Source organism: Rhizobium sp. CC1099, from assembly GCF_029714385.1.
Lineage (GTDB): Bacteria > Pseudomonadota > Alphaproteobacteria > Rhizobiales > Rhizobiaceae > Rhizobium.
Genome location: NZ_CP121641.1, coordinates 2,684,505 through 2,697,318, shown reverse-complemented (window position 1 = coordinate 2,697,318; position 12,814 = coordinate 2,684,505). Strand labels below are relative to the sequence as shown.

Here is a 12,814-nt window from a genome sequence, read left to right as displayed (position 1 = left end):
CCTATTCTCAGGGACTGAGGAAGCGCCACTGGGGTAAAAGTGGAGCGAAGGAGCAGGCATGCAGCGGTTCATGATCACTGATAGTTCGGATGTCGTCCGCAAAGTCGGAAAGCGTATCCTTTCCGAACTCGATTTCCTTGTCAGTGAGGCGTCCAATGCAAGCGAAGCGCTTTCGCGCTGCCAGGCCGAGCTTCCGGAATATATGATCGTCGATTCCGGCATGGACGGCGCGATCGAACTGATTTCCGCCATCCGGGCGATGGAAGGCGGCAAGGACGTCAAGATCTACTACTGCGTAATCGAGGCCGATCTCAAGAAGCTGATGATGGGCAAGCGGGCAGGGGCCACCGACTTCCTGCTGAAACCCTTCGACCGCAAGATCCTGACGGCCGTCTTCGGCAACCGCGCCATCGCCGCCTGATTTCCTATATTCTTCAAGGCCTGAGCCGCCTCCGGGCGGCTTTGTTTTTTGCGAGGCCATGCATCGAAACGAAAAATCCCGCCGGAAAAGCGGGATATCTCATGATCGAAAGGGGAAATTCGGTGTCTCAGGCGGTTTCGGCGTATTCGGCGCCATCCGGCTCGCGCAGAACGTAGCCGCGGCCCCAGACGGTTTCGATGTAGTTTGCGCCGCCGGCAGCATTTGCGAGCTTCTTGCGCAGCTTGCAGATGAAGACGTCGATGATCTTCAGTTCCGGCTCGTCCATACCGCCGTAAAGGTGGTTGAGGAACATTTCCTTGGTCAGGGTCGTGCCCTTGCGGAGCGAAAGCAGCTCCAGCATCTGGTATTCCTTGCCCGTCAGGTGAACACGCTGGCCGCCGACTTCAACGGTCTTGGCGTCGAGGTTCACGATCAACTCGCCAGTCATGATGACCGACTGGGCGTGGCCCTTGGAACGGCGGACGATCGCGTGGATGCGAGCGACCAATTCGTCCTTGTGGAACGGCTTGGTCATGTAGTCGTCGGCGCCGAAGCCAAGGCCGCGGACCTTGTCTTCAATCCCTGCCATACCGGAGAGAATCAGGATTGGTGTCTTGACCTTGGACAGGCGGAGAGTGCGCAGCACTTCATATCCGGACATGTCTGGAAGGTTCAGATCGAGAAGGATGATGTCGTAATCATACAGTTTGCCGAGATCGACGCCTTCTTCACCAAGATCGGTGGTGTAGACGTTGAAGCTTTCGGATTTCAGCATCAGTTCGATGCTCTGCGCTGTCGCGCTGTCGTCTTCGATAAGTAGTACCCGCATTATTATCCCCTTTACCGCCGCCGAAAGGTGGTCTGGCCCCCTACGCGATACCGAATACTTCACTGCGTGATTTGGAAGCTGCCACGAAATGGTTAACAAATTCTGATTCACTCTGGCAAGAGGTAACGAATTTATTAAGCAATTTGTCCATTTCGCTGTTTTCCAATGAGAATCCGCAACGCCATTTCTTTAACTTTTACATTAAGAATGGCCGGTAAGCGATTCATTCGACTCACCAATGAACAGGATCCGGAAATCGCGTAGTGATGTTTACCGACCCTTAAATCATCGGCACTATCATTAACGATGCCCGTAAACGAAAGGTTACCAGCGGTAGGTTTTTGTTAATACCGATGGAAATATTTTTGGCAGGCCGTTTCAAACCGGTGCGCAAGGGCAATTTTAGTAAGCCGGGATCTCGCATCACTGGAGTAATGCGTATGAAGTCGCGTGAGAGCCTAGTTCGCCTGAAGGAGTTTCAGGTGAACGAAAAACGACGTCAGCTGCAGCAATTGCAGATGATGATGTCGGAATTCGAACGAATGACGAAGGATCTGGAAAGTCAGATCGTCATCGAAGAGAAGAAATCCGGCATTTCCGACCCGAATCACTTCGCCTACCCGACCTTCGCAAAGGCGGCACGACAGCGCGCCGACAATCTTCAGGTTTCCATCAAGGAATTGAAGATGCAGGAAGAGTCGCTGGAGCAGGCGCTCGAGGAGATGCAGGCGGAATATGCCCGCGCTACCGCGCTCGAAGAGCGAGATAGCGCCATTCGGGCCCGCGCCTGATCGATTGGCAGCGGACGCCGGCTGCGGCGTCCTGGGGATCGCCTGAAGAAGCCATGTATGACGGGCCGTAAGTCCGTCATACATGGCTTTTGGTGTTGTTAATTCACCACGTCGCGCCATTCCTCGTGGCGTTGTGATTGCGCCTTGAAGAACGGGCAGAGCGGAAAGATCTTCCAGCCGCCCTTTCTCGCCTCTTCGACGGCGTGAAGCGCAAGCGCCTGGCCGACGCCTTTGCCGCGCAGGGCATCCGGCACGCCGGTGTGATCGATGATGACGAGCTTCGGCGACGTGCGGGAATAGCTCATTTCGGCTTCGTGGCCGTCGACCTTGGCCACATACCGCCCGCCCGAGGCATTGTCTTCGTTCCGAATATCCATTGTATGTTCTCCGAAAACCGATGTTGTTCATGCAGACCGTGACATGGCGGCCATGCCATGCCAAGCCGGTGCAGGTGACGACACAGTGTTCAACCAAGGGGTATTCGATGAGAAGACTGGTGGGAATCCGGCCGGTACTGCTTGCTGCAGCACCATTTTTCCTGGCGCTTGGGCTGGTATTGCCTCTGATCCGATTCGAGAAACTCTACTTCTTCGACGAAACGCCGTCGCTGGTGGAGATCGTTGCTGCGCTCTGGAGCGGAGGGGATATCCCGCTCGCGTTGATCGTCGCGATCGTGTCAATCGTATTGCCGACCCTGAAGATCATCGGCATTGCCGCCGAGGCGACGGCTGCCGGCGGCGGGACCGGCAGCTGGTTTTATCGTCACGCCGTGCCGTATCTGTCCAAGTGGTCGATGATGGACGTATTACTGGTGGCGATCGTGATTGCAGCGGCGAAGACCACGGGCCTGGCGGATGCTTTTACTCAACCGGGACTCTGGTGCTACGCAGCGTCAACAATAATTTCGGGCCTTCTTCACTCCCTTCAGGGAAATGCGTCCGGCCCGAAATAAATGTCTTTGCCTGAGGCAGATGGTTCAGTGACGGTATTGCTGGATACGCGTCGTGCGCAGGCCGGCAAGGCCGTGACTGTTGATCGACGACTGCCAGGACAGGAATTCTTCGACGGTGAGCGTGTAACGCTCGCAGGCTTCTTCCAAGCTCAACAGGCCACCGCGCACCGCGGCGACAACCTCAGCCTTGCGACGGATAACCCAGCGCCGGGTATTCGGCGGCGGAAGATCCGCAATCGTCAGCGGGCTGCCATCGGGGCCGATGACATATTTTACTCGGGGACGTATCATTTCGGTCATTGGACTCTCTACACAACTCAAGACCACGCGGGCACTCTAGCTTGTCACATTTAAAAATTGCCTAAGCGCACAGTAAGACTTTGATAACAACTTTAGCTGCCATCACAGCCCGCCGGGGCGGGCTGCCTGCCGTAGCGTCAATTTGTACCGGATGCATGGCTCCCATGCCGAATAGATATTACAGATATTTCGGGGACGGCCTTATAAGCGCAGCAACATCGTGAATGAGCGCAAGACCTCGTCTCCGTTCTTCTCGCAGCATCAGTCAAAGATTGCCTCGGCATGCCTCACGTCCCTACGACGCGGGGCATCGTTGCAGTCTTGCTGTTGTCCGGCGCCGTAGCGCTTCCTCTGCGAGACCCGAACCGATGGCCCGCGGCTGAGGACAAGTCGATGACAAGACGTGAGCGCGCAGCCCGAAACCGCGCAGAGGATAACGCTTTTCCGCTCTCCACCGCCGTTCCCACCGGCGAGCTGAAAGCCGAACTGAAGCGCCGGCTGGAGGACATGACGAAAGCTGCAGGCTTCGACTATTACCTCCTCGTAGCCTTCCCGCGCGCCGACAGCACGACATTTCTCGAAAATCGCATTATCAGCAACTGGCCGCAGAACCTTACCAATCTCTACGACGAGGTCGATCTGTTCTATTGCAGCCGGCTGGTAGGCGCACTGAAGCGAACGATCATGCCGGTTTTCTGCGATGCCAGCCCGTTCGCCGGCGGTGCCGCCAATCAGGAGAATCGCCGGCTGAATGCGCTGTTCCAGATGCATGGGCTGCAGAAGACGTTCGGCTTTTCGCTGCACGACGCTGACCTGAAGCAATACATATTCGCCTTCTCAGGTCGCCGTTCTGCGCTTTCGCGCGAAGAGGAGATGGACCTTCTTTATGCCGCGATGGAAGCGCTCGACCGTTTCAGCAGCGAGAACCGCACAGACGAGGGGCCTTCGGAAAATCTCACCCGCCGCGAGATCGAATGCTTGCGCTGGTCGGCGGCGGGCAAGAGCAGCGACGAGATCGCAATCATTCTCGACCTCTCGCCGCATACGGTGGTCGGCTATCTCAAGGGCGCGATGCGCAAGCTCGATTCGGTAAACCGTATGCAAGCCGTCGCCCGCGCCTTCCGCTACAGGCTGCTGTAAGCCCTTCAGAGCAGAATGGCGCTGACCTCGGCCTTCCCGGCGCCGAACTCGTATTGGCGGCGCCGGTACGAATGATCGAGAGCCCGTCGCCGCTCGCAAGCTGCGCGAGGCCGAATGCCGGTGCTCGCTGATAGAATCAGCAGACCGAGACCCTTTGCGGGAATGGCTGCCCGTTGTCCTGAACCTGACGGACCGCAGCGCCGAGCGTCGATCCCGTTGCTCCGCGTGCATGGTGTTGAAATCCGTCTTGCCGTTGTTTGCCGAGGTCGATGTGGAGGTTGAAAGCAAGACGCGGACGATGGGACGTGCCGGCGTTTTCACAATGCCGCGGCCGCAATGGCGAGCTCCGTCTGCCATCGGCGCTCACTTTGACGGCAAATTCGTCGTTGCCGGCTCCTCGCTGGTCCAGAGATCGCCGGTTCCGGAGGCAATTATATACTTCGGACGGCGTTTCGGGCGGGAGGGCCGCATTGCCGTCACGGCAAGCTGCACGCCATTCCTTTTTTGATTTTTAAGGGTTTTCGCCCGAAGCCATGCGCATCTGCACAGCCATTTCCTTGCCGCCCCAGGAGATGAAGTCGGGATTGGCGAAGTCGAAATCCGCCTTGCCGCCGGTTTTGCCGTAGGTCAGCGGCAATCCGTCCATGGTAACGGTCGTGCCGCCCGCAGCGCGCAGGATCGCGTCGCCCGCCGCCGTGTCCCATTCCATCGTCCGGCCGAAGCGCGGATAGACGTCTGCCTTTCCCTCGGCAAGCAGGCAGAATTTCAGCGAAGAGCCGATATTGGTGCATTCGGAGATCGCCTGCTCGATGAGAAAGCTGTCGGTCGCCGGACTTTTGTGGCTGCGGCTGGCAAGAGCGAGGCGCTTGGCAGGTGGTGCGCGGACCGTGATTGCAATGCGTTCCGTCACCGTAAAATCGGCGCCGACGAGGAGTTTTTCCGAGTGTCCTGCCTTGCCTGCAAAAGCAATACCGAGTGCCGGTGCATAGACGATGCCCGCAAGCGGCACGCCATGCTCCACATAGGCAATGTTGACCGTGAATTCGCGCCGCCTGTCGACGAATTCGCGCGTGCCGTCGAGCGGGTCGACAAGGAAGAAAGCCTTTCCCTCGATATCCGGCACGTGACCGGCCGCCACCGATTCTTCGGCAATCACCGGAATATCCGGATAGTTGCGTGTAAGATGGGCCAGGATGATCCGCTCCGCTTCTTCATCCGCGCGGGTCACGGGACTTGAATCTGCTTTCGTCGCGACAGCGCACCCTTCGTCGAAGATCGCGATGATCGTTCTACCCGCCTCAAGCGCCGCCTTTTCGAATATCGCTAACATGTTCCCCTCAACGGATGTCAGCATCCGGAAGCAGTATAAAGACATATATGGTGATCGAGCCACCTTTTTGCGCGGGGCATAGCCGTCATTCGAGAAGATAGATTGCTGGCGACCGCGATGGCAACGGGCCATACGAGGGGCAAATGGTTCCTCATCACAATCGGAAGTCTCCACAACGAAGGTTAGCGCAGGGTCCATTAGCACCGCATCATAATTGATTCGACTGCACGCCTCCGCTGTGATCCACTCACTTAGGCATGTGCCGCCGCCCTGAAGGCTGCCAATCTAAGGAGCTCCACATGAGCAACAGCCAGGAGCACAGCAAAACTGTTGTCGAGACCCCGAGAACGCAGACGATCGACATGAAGCTGGAGATCGTCGTTATTCCTGTTTCGGACGTGGATCGCGCTAAGGGCTTTTACAGCGATCTGGGTTGGAGGCTCGACGCCGACTTCGCCGCCGATGAGGGCTTTCGCGTAATCCAGTTTACGCCGCCTGGCTCCGGGTGCTCGGTTATCTTCGGCCAGAACGTCACTGCAGCAGCGCCCGGCTCCGCGCGGGGCTTGTACCTGATCGTCTCCGACATTAAGGCCGCCCGACGCGAGTTGCTCGGGCGTGGGGTCGAGGTCAGCGAGGTGTTCCACGACGCCAGCGGCGTGTACGCTGGCACCGACGAACCCTACCTGTTTGGGCAGCTCCGGATCCCTGGTCCGGATCCCGAGCATCGCAGCTACCGCTCGTTCGCCTCATTCAGCGATCCAGATGGTAACGGCTGGTTGCTCCAGGAGATTACCGCCCGATTGCCCGGACGCGTGGACGCCGACGACACGACATTCACCTCGTCCACAGAGCTTGCGGCCGCCCTCCGGCGTGCGGCTGCCGCGCATGGCGAGCACGAGAAGCTGACAGGCGAGTACGATGAGGGCTGGCCGGACTGGTACGCCGAGCATATCGTCAGCGAGCAGGCCGGCAAGCAGCTGCCATCGTAAGGGCGGTACCCGACGGCAGCCACCACGGTCGCTGCAAAGGCACATCTGTTTTGCGCCACCGAGACCGGATCTTGCCAATGATGCCGCGGATGTCGCGTCCGACCCGTTCCGCGGTGGGTTCCAGCAGGTTGATCCCTCTTCGTCCCGCTACAGCCACCGCCGGACGCGGGCTTTGTAGGCGAGATAGACGTCGCCGAACTTCCGCTCGAGATAGGCCTCCTCGCGGGCGACCACGCCGTAGCGGATGACGAGATAGAACGGCACCAGCAGGACGATGAGCCACAGACTGTCGATGGCGATGGCCAAGCCGATGAGGCCGAGGAACATGCCGATATAGATCGGGTTGCGCGTGAAGCGGTAGGGTCCCTCGTCGACAATCGTCGCCGTTGGCTGGGTGGTCTGGATCTGCGTCCCCGCACGGCGGAAGGTCCCCGCCGCCCAGATCAGCAGCGCCAGGCCGGCGAGGAACACGATGACGCCGAGCGCGCCGGCCGGCATGGCCGCCGGCAGGAAGGGCAGCCGATAGAGCCAGTCGAGCGCGAACCCGGCAATTACAGCGAGCGCCCAGGCGATCGGCGGCCGTACCGCCGCGCCCGAACTGTCACGCCAATTCCCGCTCACCTCGTTCATGCCGCCCGCCCGATCTGCTCCTCGCCTACCAAGGCCCTTCCACCGGTGGGAGTTTACGTTGCTTCGAAAGAGATTTGAAGTCAGAGGGGCGTGGACAGCCAAGGATCGACTTCGGCCGACGCTTCTCGCTATGCAAATGTCAGCTCCAGAGAAGCGACGGATTTTAACTTAAGGTGCACGTTTTCCGATGAAGCGGCCGACTTTTGTGATCGTGCAACATTCGCCCGCCTCAGCTCAAGGTGTGACTGCCCGGAACAAAGAGACGGGCGGGCGTGTTAACCGCCCAAACCCACCGCGTTGAAGCTCCGCCTCATTTCCGTGAGACCAAGATGGCCATCCACTTCAATCATACCATCCTGTCGGCTCGAGACAGTAAGGCCTCGGCAGATTTCCTGGCCGATATGCTGGGCCTGTCGCCGCCGCGGCGGTGGGGGCCGTTCCACATGGTCACGACCGACAACGATGCCAATCTCGACTATATGGATACGAAAGGTGAGATCATACGCCAACACTACGCCTTCCTGGTCGGCGACGCTGAATTCAACGCGATATTCAATCGAATTTGTGAGCGGAACCTGCGTTACTGGGCCGATCCCGGCCAGAGAAAGCCAGGCGAAACCAATGACCACGACGGTGGACGCGGTCTCTATTTCGAAGATCCGAACGGTCACCTGCTCGAAATCATCACGCGTCCTTATGGCAGCGGCGGCTGGAATCCGTGAGAGTTGGGACTGGCGCATTTGCTAATTGCAACGCCCGGCAGGCCGTTCGTTTGAAACGTTTTTCGCGTCCAGCCCTTGAATTTCGTAGGAATTTGCTAAAAGCTCCGGTTTTATGGAATAAGTGCCATGCTTAAAGCTGCCCGCCTTGCCCGCCTCGCAGCCGATTTGGTTAATCCACAGCCGGTTTCTGGCTAAAATTTCCTCAGGGAATGCCTCTTTAATGTGGATTTTGGGCCGAAACGCGCCATTTACGTCCGTTTCGCCAAGAATCTGACCCAGTAAAGCCTTTTTGTCTTCACATTTTCGCGGAAAACGGTATGGATGCCGCATATGAGGTTCCGATAAAAGGGAACTACAGACCAAAAAGAGATGCAGTCATGTAGGCTCGCATCCAGGGGAAATGACATATGGAGTATTTCGTCCAGCAGCTCTTCAATGGGCTGACGCTCGGATCCATCTATGGCCTTGTCGCTATTGGCTACACGATGGTTTATGGCATTATCGGCATGATCAATTTCGCCCATGGCGATATCTTCATGCTCGGTGGTTTCGCCGCTCTTATCGTCTTTCTCGTTCTCACATCCATCTTTGCAGGCGTTCCGGTCGCAGTTCTTCTGCTGCTGATGCTTATCGTTGCGATGCTGATGACGAGTTTGTGGAATTGGACGATCGAGCGTGTTGCATACCGGCCGCTGCGCGGTTCCTTCCGCCTGGCGCCGCTGATCACCGCGATCGGCATGTCGATCACGCTGTCCAACTTCATCCAGGTGACGCAGGGCCCGCGCAACAAGCCGATTCCGCCGCTCGTCGGTTCGGTTTACAATATCGGCGGTATTTCGATCTCGCTGAAGCAGATCATCATCATCGTCATCACCGTGGTGCTGCTGGCCGCCTTCTGGTACATCGTCAACCGCACGGCGCTCGGACGCGCCCAGCGCGCGACGGAGCAGGACCGCAAGATGGCCGCTCTTCTCGGCGTCAACGTCGATCAGACGATCTCCATCACCTTCATCATGGGCGCGGCGCTCGCCGCAGTCGCCGGCACGATGTACCTGATGTATTATGGCGTCGCCTCGTTCAACGACGGCTTCACGCCGGGCGTCAAGGCGTTTACCGCAGCCGTTCTCGGCGGCATCGGCTCGTTGCCGGGTGCCGTTCTCGGCGGCCTGATGATCGGCCTCATCGAATCGCTCTGGTCCGCCTATTTCACGATCGCCTACAAGGATGTCGCGACTTTTGCGATCCTCGCTTTCGTCCTGATCTTCAAGCCGACCGGCATTCTCGGACGGCCGGAAGTCGAGAAGGTATAACATCATGGCAAACATCGAAAATCCTGCTGGCAAGCCCGCACCCGGGCTTATCCAGAAAGGCCTTACGGAAGCCTTATTCGCGGCCCTCCTTTCTCTCGGTCTGTTCGTTCTCTATGTCGGCCTCAAGACCGACCAGAACATCAACAACGAGCTCATCATCGTTCAGCGCTGGGGCCTGCTCGCGATCTTCGTGGCGATCGCTGCGATCAGCCGCTTCGTCATCGTCGTTTTCGTCAAGCCGAACATCGACAAGCGCAAGCTTGCCAAGGCGAAGCACGGAGAGCTCGACATCTCGACCGAGAAGGGTTTTCTCCGCCAGCATTTCCTGAAAATCGCGCTGGTCGCGCTTCTGCTCTATCCGGTGGCCATCTACGCGGCTTTCGGCGCGCAGGGCTCGCTGAAATGGGTCGACAACTTCGGCATCCAGATTCTCATCTATGTGATGCTCGCATGGGGCCTTAACATCGTCGTCGGCCTTGCCGGTCTGCTCGACCTCGGTTACGTCGCCTTCTACGCGGTCGGTGCCTATTCCTATGCGCTGCTCTCCAGCTATTTCGGCCTGTCCTTCTGGCTTCTGCTGCCGATGTCGGGCATCCTGGCGGCACTTTGGGGTGTCATCCTCGGCTTCCCGGTCCTGCGTTTGCGCGGCGACTATCTCGCCATCGTGACGCTCGCCTTCGGTGAAATCATCCGTCTCGTGCTCATCAACTGGACGGCTGTGACCAAGGGCACCTTCGGCATCTCGGGCATCCCGAAGGCGACGCTGTTCGGCATTCCTTTCAATGCGACGTCGGGCGGCTTTGCCAAGCTCATGGGCCTTCCGATGTCGTCGGCCTATTACAAGATCTTCCTCTTCTATCTGATCCTGGGCCTTTGCATGCTGACGGCCTACGTCACGATCCGGCTTCGCCGCATGCCGATCGGCCGCGCCTGGGAAGCGTTGCGCGAAGACGAGATCGCCTGCCGTTCGCTCGGCATCAATACGGTCACGACCAAGCTCACAGCCTTTGCGACGGGTGCGATGTTCGGCGGCGTTGCCGGCTCGTTCTTCGCAGTGCGCCAGGGCTTCGTCTCTCCGGAATCCTTCGTGTTCCTGGAATCGGCTGTCGTCCTGGCCATCGTCGTCCTCGGCGGCATGGGCTCGCTGACCGGTATTGCGATTGCTGCGCTCGTCATGGTCGGTGGGACGGAATTGCTGCGCGAGATGGACTTCCTGAAAGCCGTCTTCGGTCCGGATTTCACGCCGGAACTCTACCGCATGCTTCTATTCGGCCTCGCCATGGTCGTCGTCATGCTGTTCAAGCCGCGCGGCTTCGTCGGCTCGCGTGAACCGACTGCCTTCCTCAAGGAGCGCAGGGCAGTTTCTGGAAGCTTTATCAAGGAGGGGCACGGCTGATGAGCCCCGCAGAAATGACGACAATGTCCAGCGATACCCTGCTCAAGGTCGAGCATCTGTCGATGAAGTTCGGTGGCCTCATGGCCATCAACGACCTGTCCTTCGAAGCCAAGCGCGGTGACATTACCGCGCTGATCGGCCCGAACGGCGCCGGCAAGACGACCGTCTTCAACTGCATCACCGGCTTCTACAAGCCGACGATGGGAATGATCACACTGAACCAGCAGAGCGGAAAGCAGTACCTGCTCGAGCGCCTGCCGGATTTCCGCATCACCAAGGAAGCCCGTGTCGCGCGTACCTTCCAGAACATCCGCCTGTTCTCGGGCCTCACCGTTCTGGAGAACCTGCTCGTTGCCCAACACAACAAGCTGATGAAGGCATCGGGCTATACGATCCTCGGCCTTCTCAACATCGGTCCCTACAGGAAAGAGGCTGCAGCATCCATCGAGCTCGCACGCTTCTGGCTGGAAAAGGCCGATCTGATCAGCCGCGCCGACGATCCTGCAGGCGATCTGCCCTATGGCGCGCAGCGGCGTCTCGAAATCGCCCGGGCCATGTGCACCGAGCCGGAATTGCTCTGCCTGGACGAGCCCGCCGCCGGCCTCAATCCGCGTGAATCGGCGGCTCTCAACGCATTGCTGCAGGGAATTCGCGCCGATACCGGTACGTCGATCCTGCTTATCGAACACGATATGTCGGTGGTCATGGAAATCTCCGACCATGTCGTGGTGCTGGAATACGGGCAGAAGATTTCCGACGGCACGCCGGAGCATGTGAAGAACGACCCGAAGGTCATCGCGGCCTATCTCGGTGTCGAGGACAAGGAAGTGGAAGAGGTCATCGCAACCGTCGAGAGCCTCGAAGGGGGCGTAAACTGATGGCCGGCGAACAGCTTCTCAAGGTTCAGGGCGTCGAAACCTATTACGGCAATATTCGTGCGCTCGCGGGCATCGATGTCGACGTCAACAAGGGTGAGATCGTCAGCCTCATCGGCGCCAACGGCGCCGGCAAGTCGACGCTGATGATGACGATCTGCGGCAGCCCGCAGGCGCGCACCGGCGCGGTGATCTTCGAAGGGCGCGACATCACCCGCATGCCGACGCACGACATCGCGCGGCTTCGCATCGCGCAGTCGCCGGAAGGCCGCCGCATCTTCCCGCGGATGACCGTCACGGAAAACCTGCAGATGGGTGCGGGCCTCGACAACCTCAAACATTTCAACGAGGACGTCGAGAAGATCTTCACGCTGTTTCCGCGCCTCAAGGAACGCCACGCGCAGCGCGGCGGCACGCTTTCCGGCGGCGAGCAGCAGATGCTGTCGATCGGCCGTGCGCTGATGGCGCGACCGAAGCTCCTGCTTCTCGACGAGCCGTCGCTCGGTCTCGCGCCGCTGATCGTCAAGGGTATTTTCGAGGCGATCAAGAAGCTCAACGAGCAGGAAGGCCTCACCGTTTTCCTCGTCGAGCAGAATGCATTTGCTGCCCTGAAGCTCTCGCACCGTGCTTACGTGATGGTGAACGGCAAGGTAACGATGAGCGGGTCCGGCAAGGAACTGCTCGCCAATCCGGAAGTCCGTGCCGCCTATCTCGAAGGCGGAAGACATTGAGCCGGGCAGAAGGGAGAGTTTGACATGCAGGGACTTTTCTTCGAACCGGATACGGGCGTGCGGATGGTCATCCGCGGGCTGGTCGTGCTGATCGGGTTCTGGACGGCATGGCGCGCCGGCAGGGCTGCAGCTGAAAGCTGGAGCAACTATCCGCTGGTCGTCGTCTACACCTTCCTGCTCGCATGGGTGATGCAGTTCCTGCATCATGCGCTCTTCAACGGGCCGATGCTCAGCGCCTTCTTTTACGTCATCGATTTCGTGCTGCTGCTCGTCTTCTCGACGGCGGGTTTCCGTTATCGCCGCACCAATCAGATGGTCAACAACTATTACTGGCTGTACGAAAAAACTTCCGCGTTCTCTTGGAAGGACAAACATTGACAGTCCGTTGAAACTAGGCA

17 protein-coding genes are annotated in these 12,814 nt (G+C 58.7%); 11 read left to right on the top strand and 6 right to left on the bottom strand.

Features of this window, described 5'->3' with window-relative positions; translation table 11 throughout:
* Window positions 1-58 precede the first annotated feature (58 nt).
* A complete protein-coding gene (locus QA644_RS13765) occupies window positions 59-421 on the top strand; it encodes a response regulator (protein ID WP_239597751.1) in 363 nt (120 codons plus the stop codon).
* Between the two features lie 127 nt (window positions 422-548).
* Here the strand turns inward: QA644_RS13765 and ctrA are convergent, their stop codons facing one another.
* On the bottom strand, window positions 549-1,250 hold the full coding sequence (ctrA, locus tag QA644_RS13760; RefSeq protein WP_003542362.1) for a response regulator transcription factor CtrA: 702 nt from the start codon (window positions 1,248-1,250) through the stop codon (window positions 549-551).
* Window positions 1,251-1,690: 440 nt separating this feature from the next.
* On the opposite strand from ctrA, the gene QA644_RS13755 reads away from it, so the two are divergent.
* Window positions 1,691-2,041 (top strand): flagellar export protein FliJ, encoded by a 351-nt coding sequence (locus tag QA644_RS13755; RefSeq protein ID WP_074062076.1) that lies wholly within the window; start codon window positions 1,691-1,693, stop codon window positions 2,039-2,041.
* A gap of 98 nt (window positions 2,042-2,139) precedes the next feature.
* Here the strand turns inward: QA644_RS13755 and QA644_RS13750 are convergent, their stop codons facing one another.
* On the bottom strand, window positions 2,140-2,418 hold the full coding sequence (locus tag QA644_RS13750; RefSeq protein ID WP_194727806.1) for a GNAT family N-acetyltransferase: 279 nt from the start codon (window positions 2,416-2,418) through the stop codon (window positions 2,140-2,142).
* A 107-nt stretch (window positions 2,419-2,525) separates the two neighbouring features.
* On the opposite strand from QA644_RS13750, the gene QA644_RS13745 reads away from it, so the two are divergent.
* Window positions 2,526-2,993 (top strand): paraquat-inducible protein A, encoded by a 468-nt coding sequence (locus QA644_RS13745; protein ID WP_283072384.1) that lies wholly within the window; start codon window positions 2,526-2,528, stop codon window positions 2,991-2,993.
* A 24-nt stretch (window positions 2,994-3,017) separates the two neighbouring features.
* Here QA644_RS13745 and QA644_RS13740 read toward each other — a convergent pair whose 3' ends face one another.
* Entirely contained in the window at window positions 3,018-3,293 is a 276-nt protein-coding gene (locus tag QA644_RS13740) for a DUF1153 domain-containing protein (protein ID WP_007533628.1), read from the bottom strand.
* A gap of 393 nt (window positions 3,294-3,686) precedes the next feature.
* Between QA644_RS13740 and QA644_RS13735 the strand changes: the two genes are divergently transcribed.
* A complete protein-coding gene (locus QA644_RS13735) occupies window positions 3,687-4,433 on the top strand; it encodes a LuxR C-terminal-related transcriptional regulator (protein WP_283068992.1) in 747 nt (248 codons plus the stop codon).
* A gap of 511 nt (window positions 4,434-4,944) precedes the next feature.
* Here QA644_RS13735 and cysQ read toward each other — a convergent pair.
* Complete coding sequence (cysQ, locus tag QA644_RS13730; protein ID WP_283068991.1) at window positions 4,945-5,763, bottom strand: 3'(2'),5'-bisphosphate nucleotidase CysQ; 819 nt, start codon at window positions 5,761-5,763, stop codon at window positions 4,945-4,947.
* 299 nt (window positions 5,764-6,062) lie between these two features.
* Here cysQ and QA644_RS13725 point away from each other — a divergent pair, with 299 nt between their 5' ends.
* Entirely contained in the window at window positions 6,063-6,752 is a 690-nt protein-coding gene (locus QA644_RS13725) for a VOC family protein (RefSeq protein WP_283068990.1), read from the top strand.
* A 147-nt stretch (window positions 6,753-6,899) separates the two neighbouring features.
* On the opposite strand, the gene QA644_RS13720 is transcribed toward QA644_RS13725, so the two are convergent.
* Window positions 6,900-7,382 carry an isoprenylcysteine carboxylmethyltransferase family protein gene (locus QA644_RS13720; protein ID WP_283068988.1) on the bottom strand — a complete coding sequence of 161 codons (483 nt, stop codon included), beginning with the start codon at window positions 7,380-7,382 and terminating at the stop codon, window positions 6,900-6,902.
* A 329-nt stretch (window positions 7,383-7,711) separates the two neighbouring features.
* On the opposite strand from QA644_RS13720, the gene QA644_RS13715 reads away from it, so the two are divergent.
* Window positions 7,712-8,104 carry a VOC family protein gene (locus QA644_RS13715; RefSeq protein ID WP_074069289.1) on the top strand — a complete coding sequence of 131 codons (393 nt, stop codon included), beginning with the start codon at window positions 7,712-7,714 and terminating at the stop codon, window positions 8,102-8,104.
* A gap of 21 nt (window positions 8,105-8,125) precedes the next feature.
* Here QA644_RS13715 and QA644_RS13710 read toward each other — a convergent pair whose 3' ends face one another.
* The gene (locus QA644_RS13710) at window positions 8,126-8,434 is read right to left on the bottom strand and encodes a hypothetical protein (RefSeq protein WP_283068986.1); all 309 of its coding nucleotides are present in this window, start codon (window positions 8,432-8,434) and stop codon (window positions 8,126-8,128) included.
* Window positions 8,435-8,511: 77 nt separating this feature from the next.
* On the opposite strand from QA644_RS13710, the gene QA644_RS13705 reads away from it, so the two are divergent.
* Genes QA644_RS13705 through QA644_RS13685 form a run of 5 tightly spaced genes read left to right on the top strand, consistent with a single transcriptional unit; the run spans window position 8,512 to window position 12,794 of the window.
* Complete coding sequence (locus QA644_RS13705; RefSeq protein WP_039845683.1) at window positions 8,512-9,414, top strand: branched-chain amino acid ABC transporter permease; 903 nt, start codon at window positions 8,512-8,514, stop codon at window positions 9,412-9,414.
* A 4-nt stretch (window positions 9,415-9,418) separates the two neighbouring features.
* On the top strand, window positions 9,419-10,810 hold the full coding sequence (livM, locus tag QA644_RS13700; RefSeq protein WP_283068985.1) for a high-affinity branched-chain amino acid ABC transporter permease LivM: 1,392 nt from the start codon (window positions 9,419-9,421) through the stop codon (window positions 10,808-10,810).
* Window positions 10,810-11,688: an ABC transporter ATP-binding protein gene (locus tag QA644_RS13695; RefSeq protein WP_283068983.1), complete on the top strand. Its 879-nt coding sequence runs from the start codon at window positions 10,810-10,812 to the stop codon at window positions 11,686-11,688. Before livM ends, QA644_RS13695 begins: the two co-directional genes overlap by 1 nt.
* Window positions 11,688-12,416, top strand: a complete 729-nt coding sequence (locus tag QA644_RS13690; RefSeq protein WP_022716961.1) for an ABC transporter ATP-binding protein — start codon at window positions 11,688-11,690, stop codon at window positions 12,414-12,416. Before QA644_RS13695 ends, QA644_RS13690 begins: the two co-directional genes overlap by 1 nt.
* Window positions 12,417-12,440: 24 nt before the next feature.
* Entirely contained in the window at window positions 12,441-12,794 is a 354-nt protein-coding gene (locus QA644_RS13685; protein WP_074069285.1) for a DUF6867 family protein, read from the top strand.
* Window positions 12,795-12,814 lie beyond the last annotated feature (20 nt).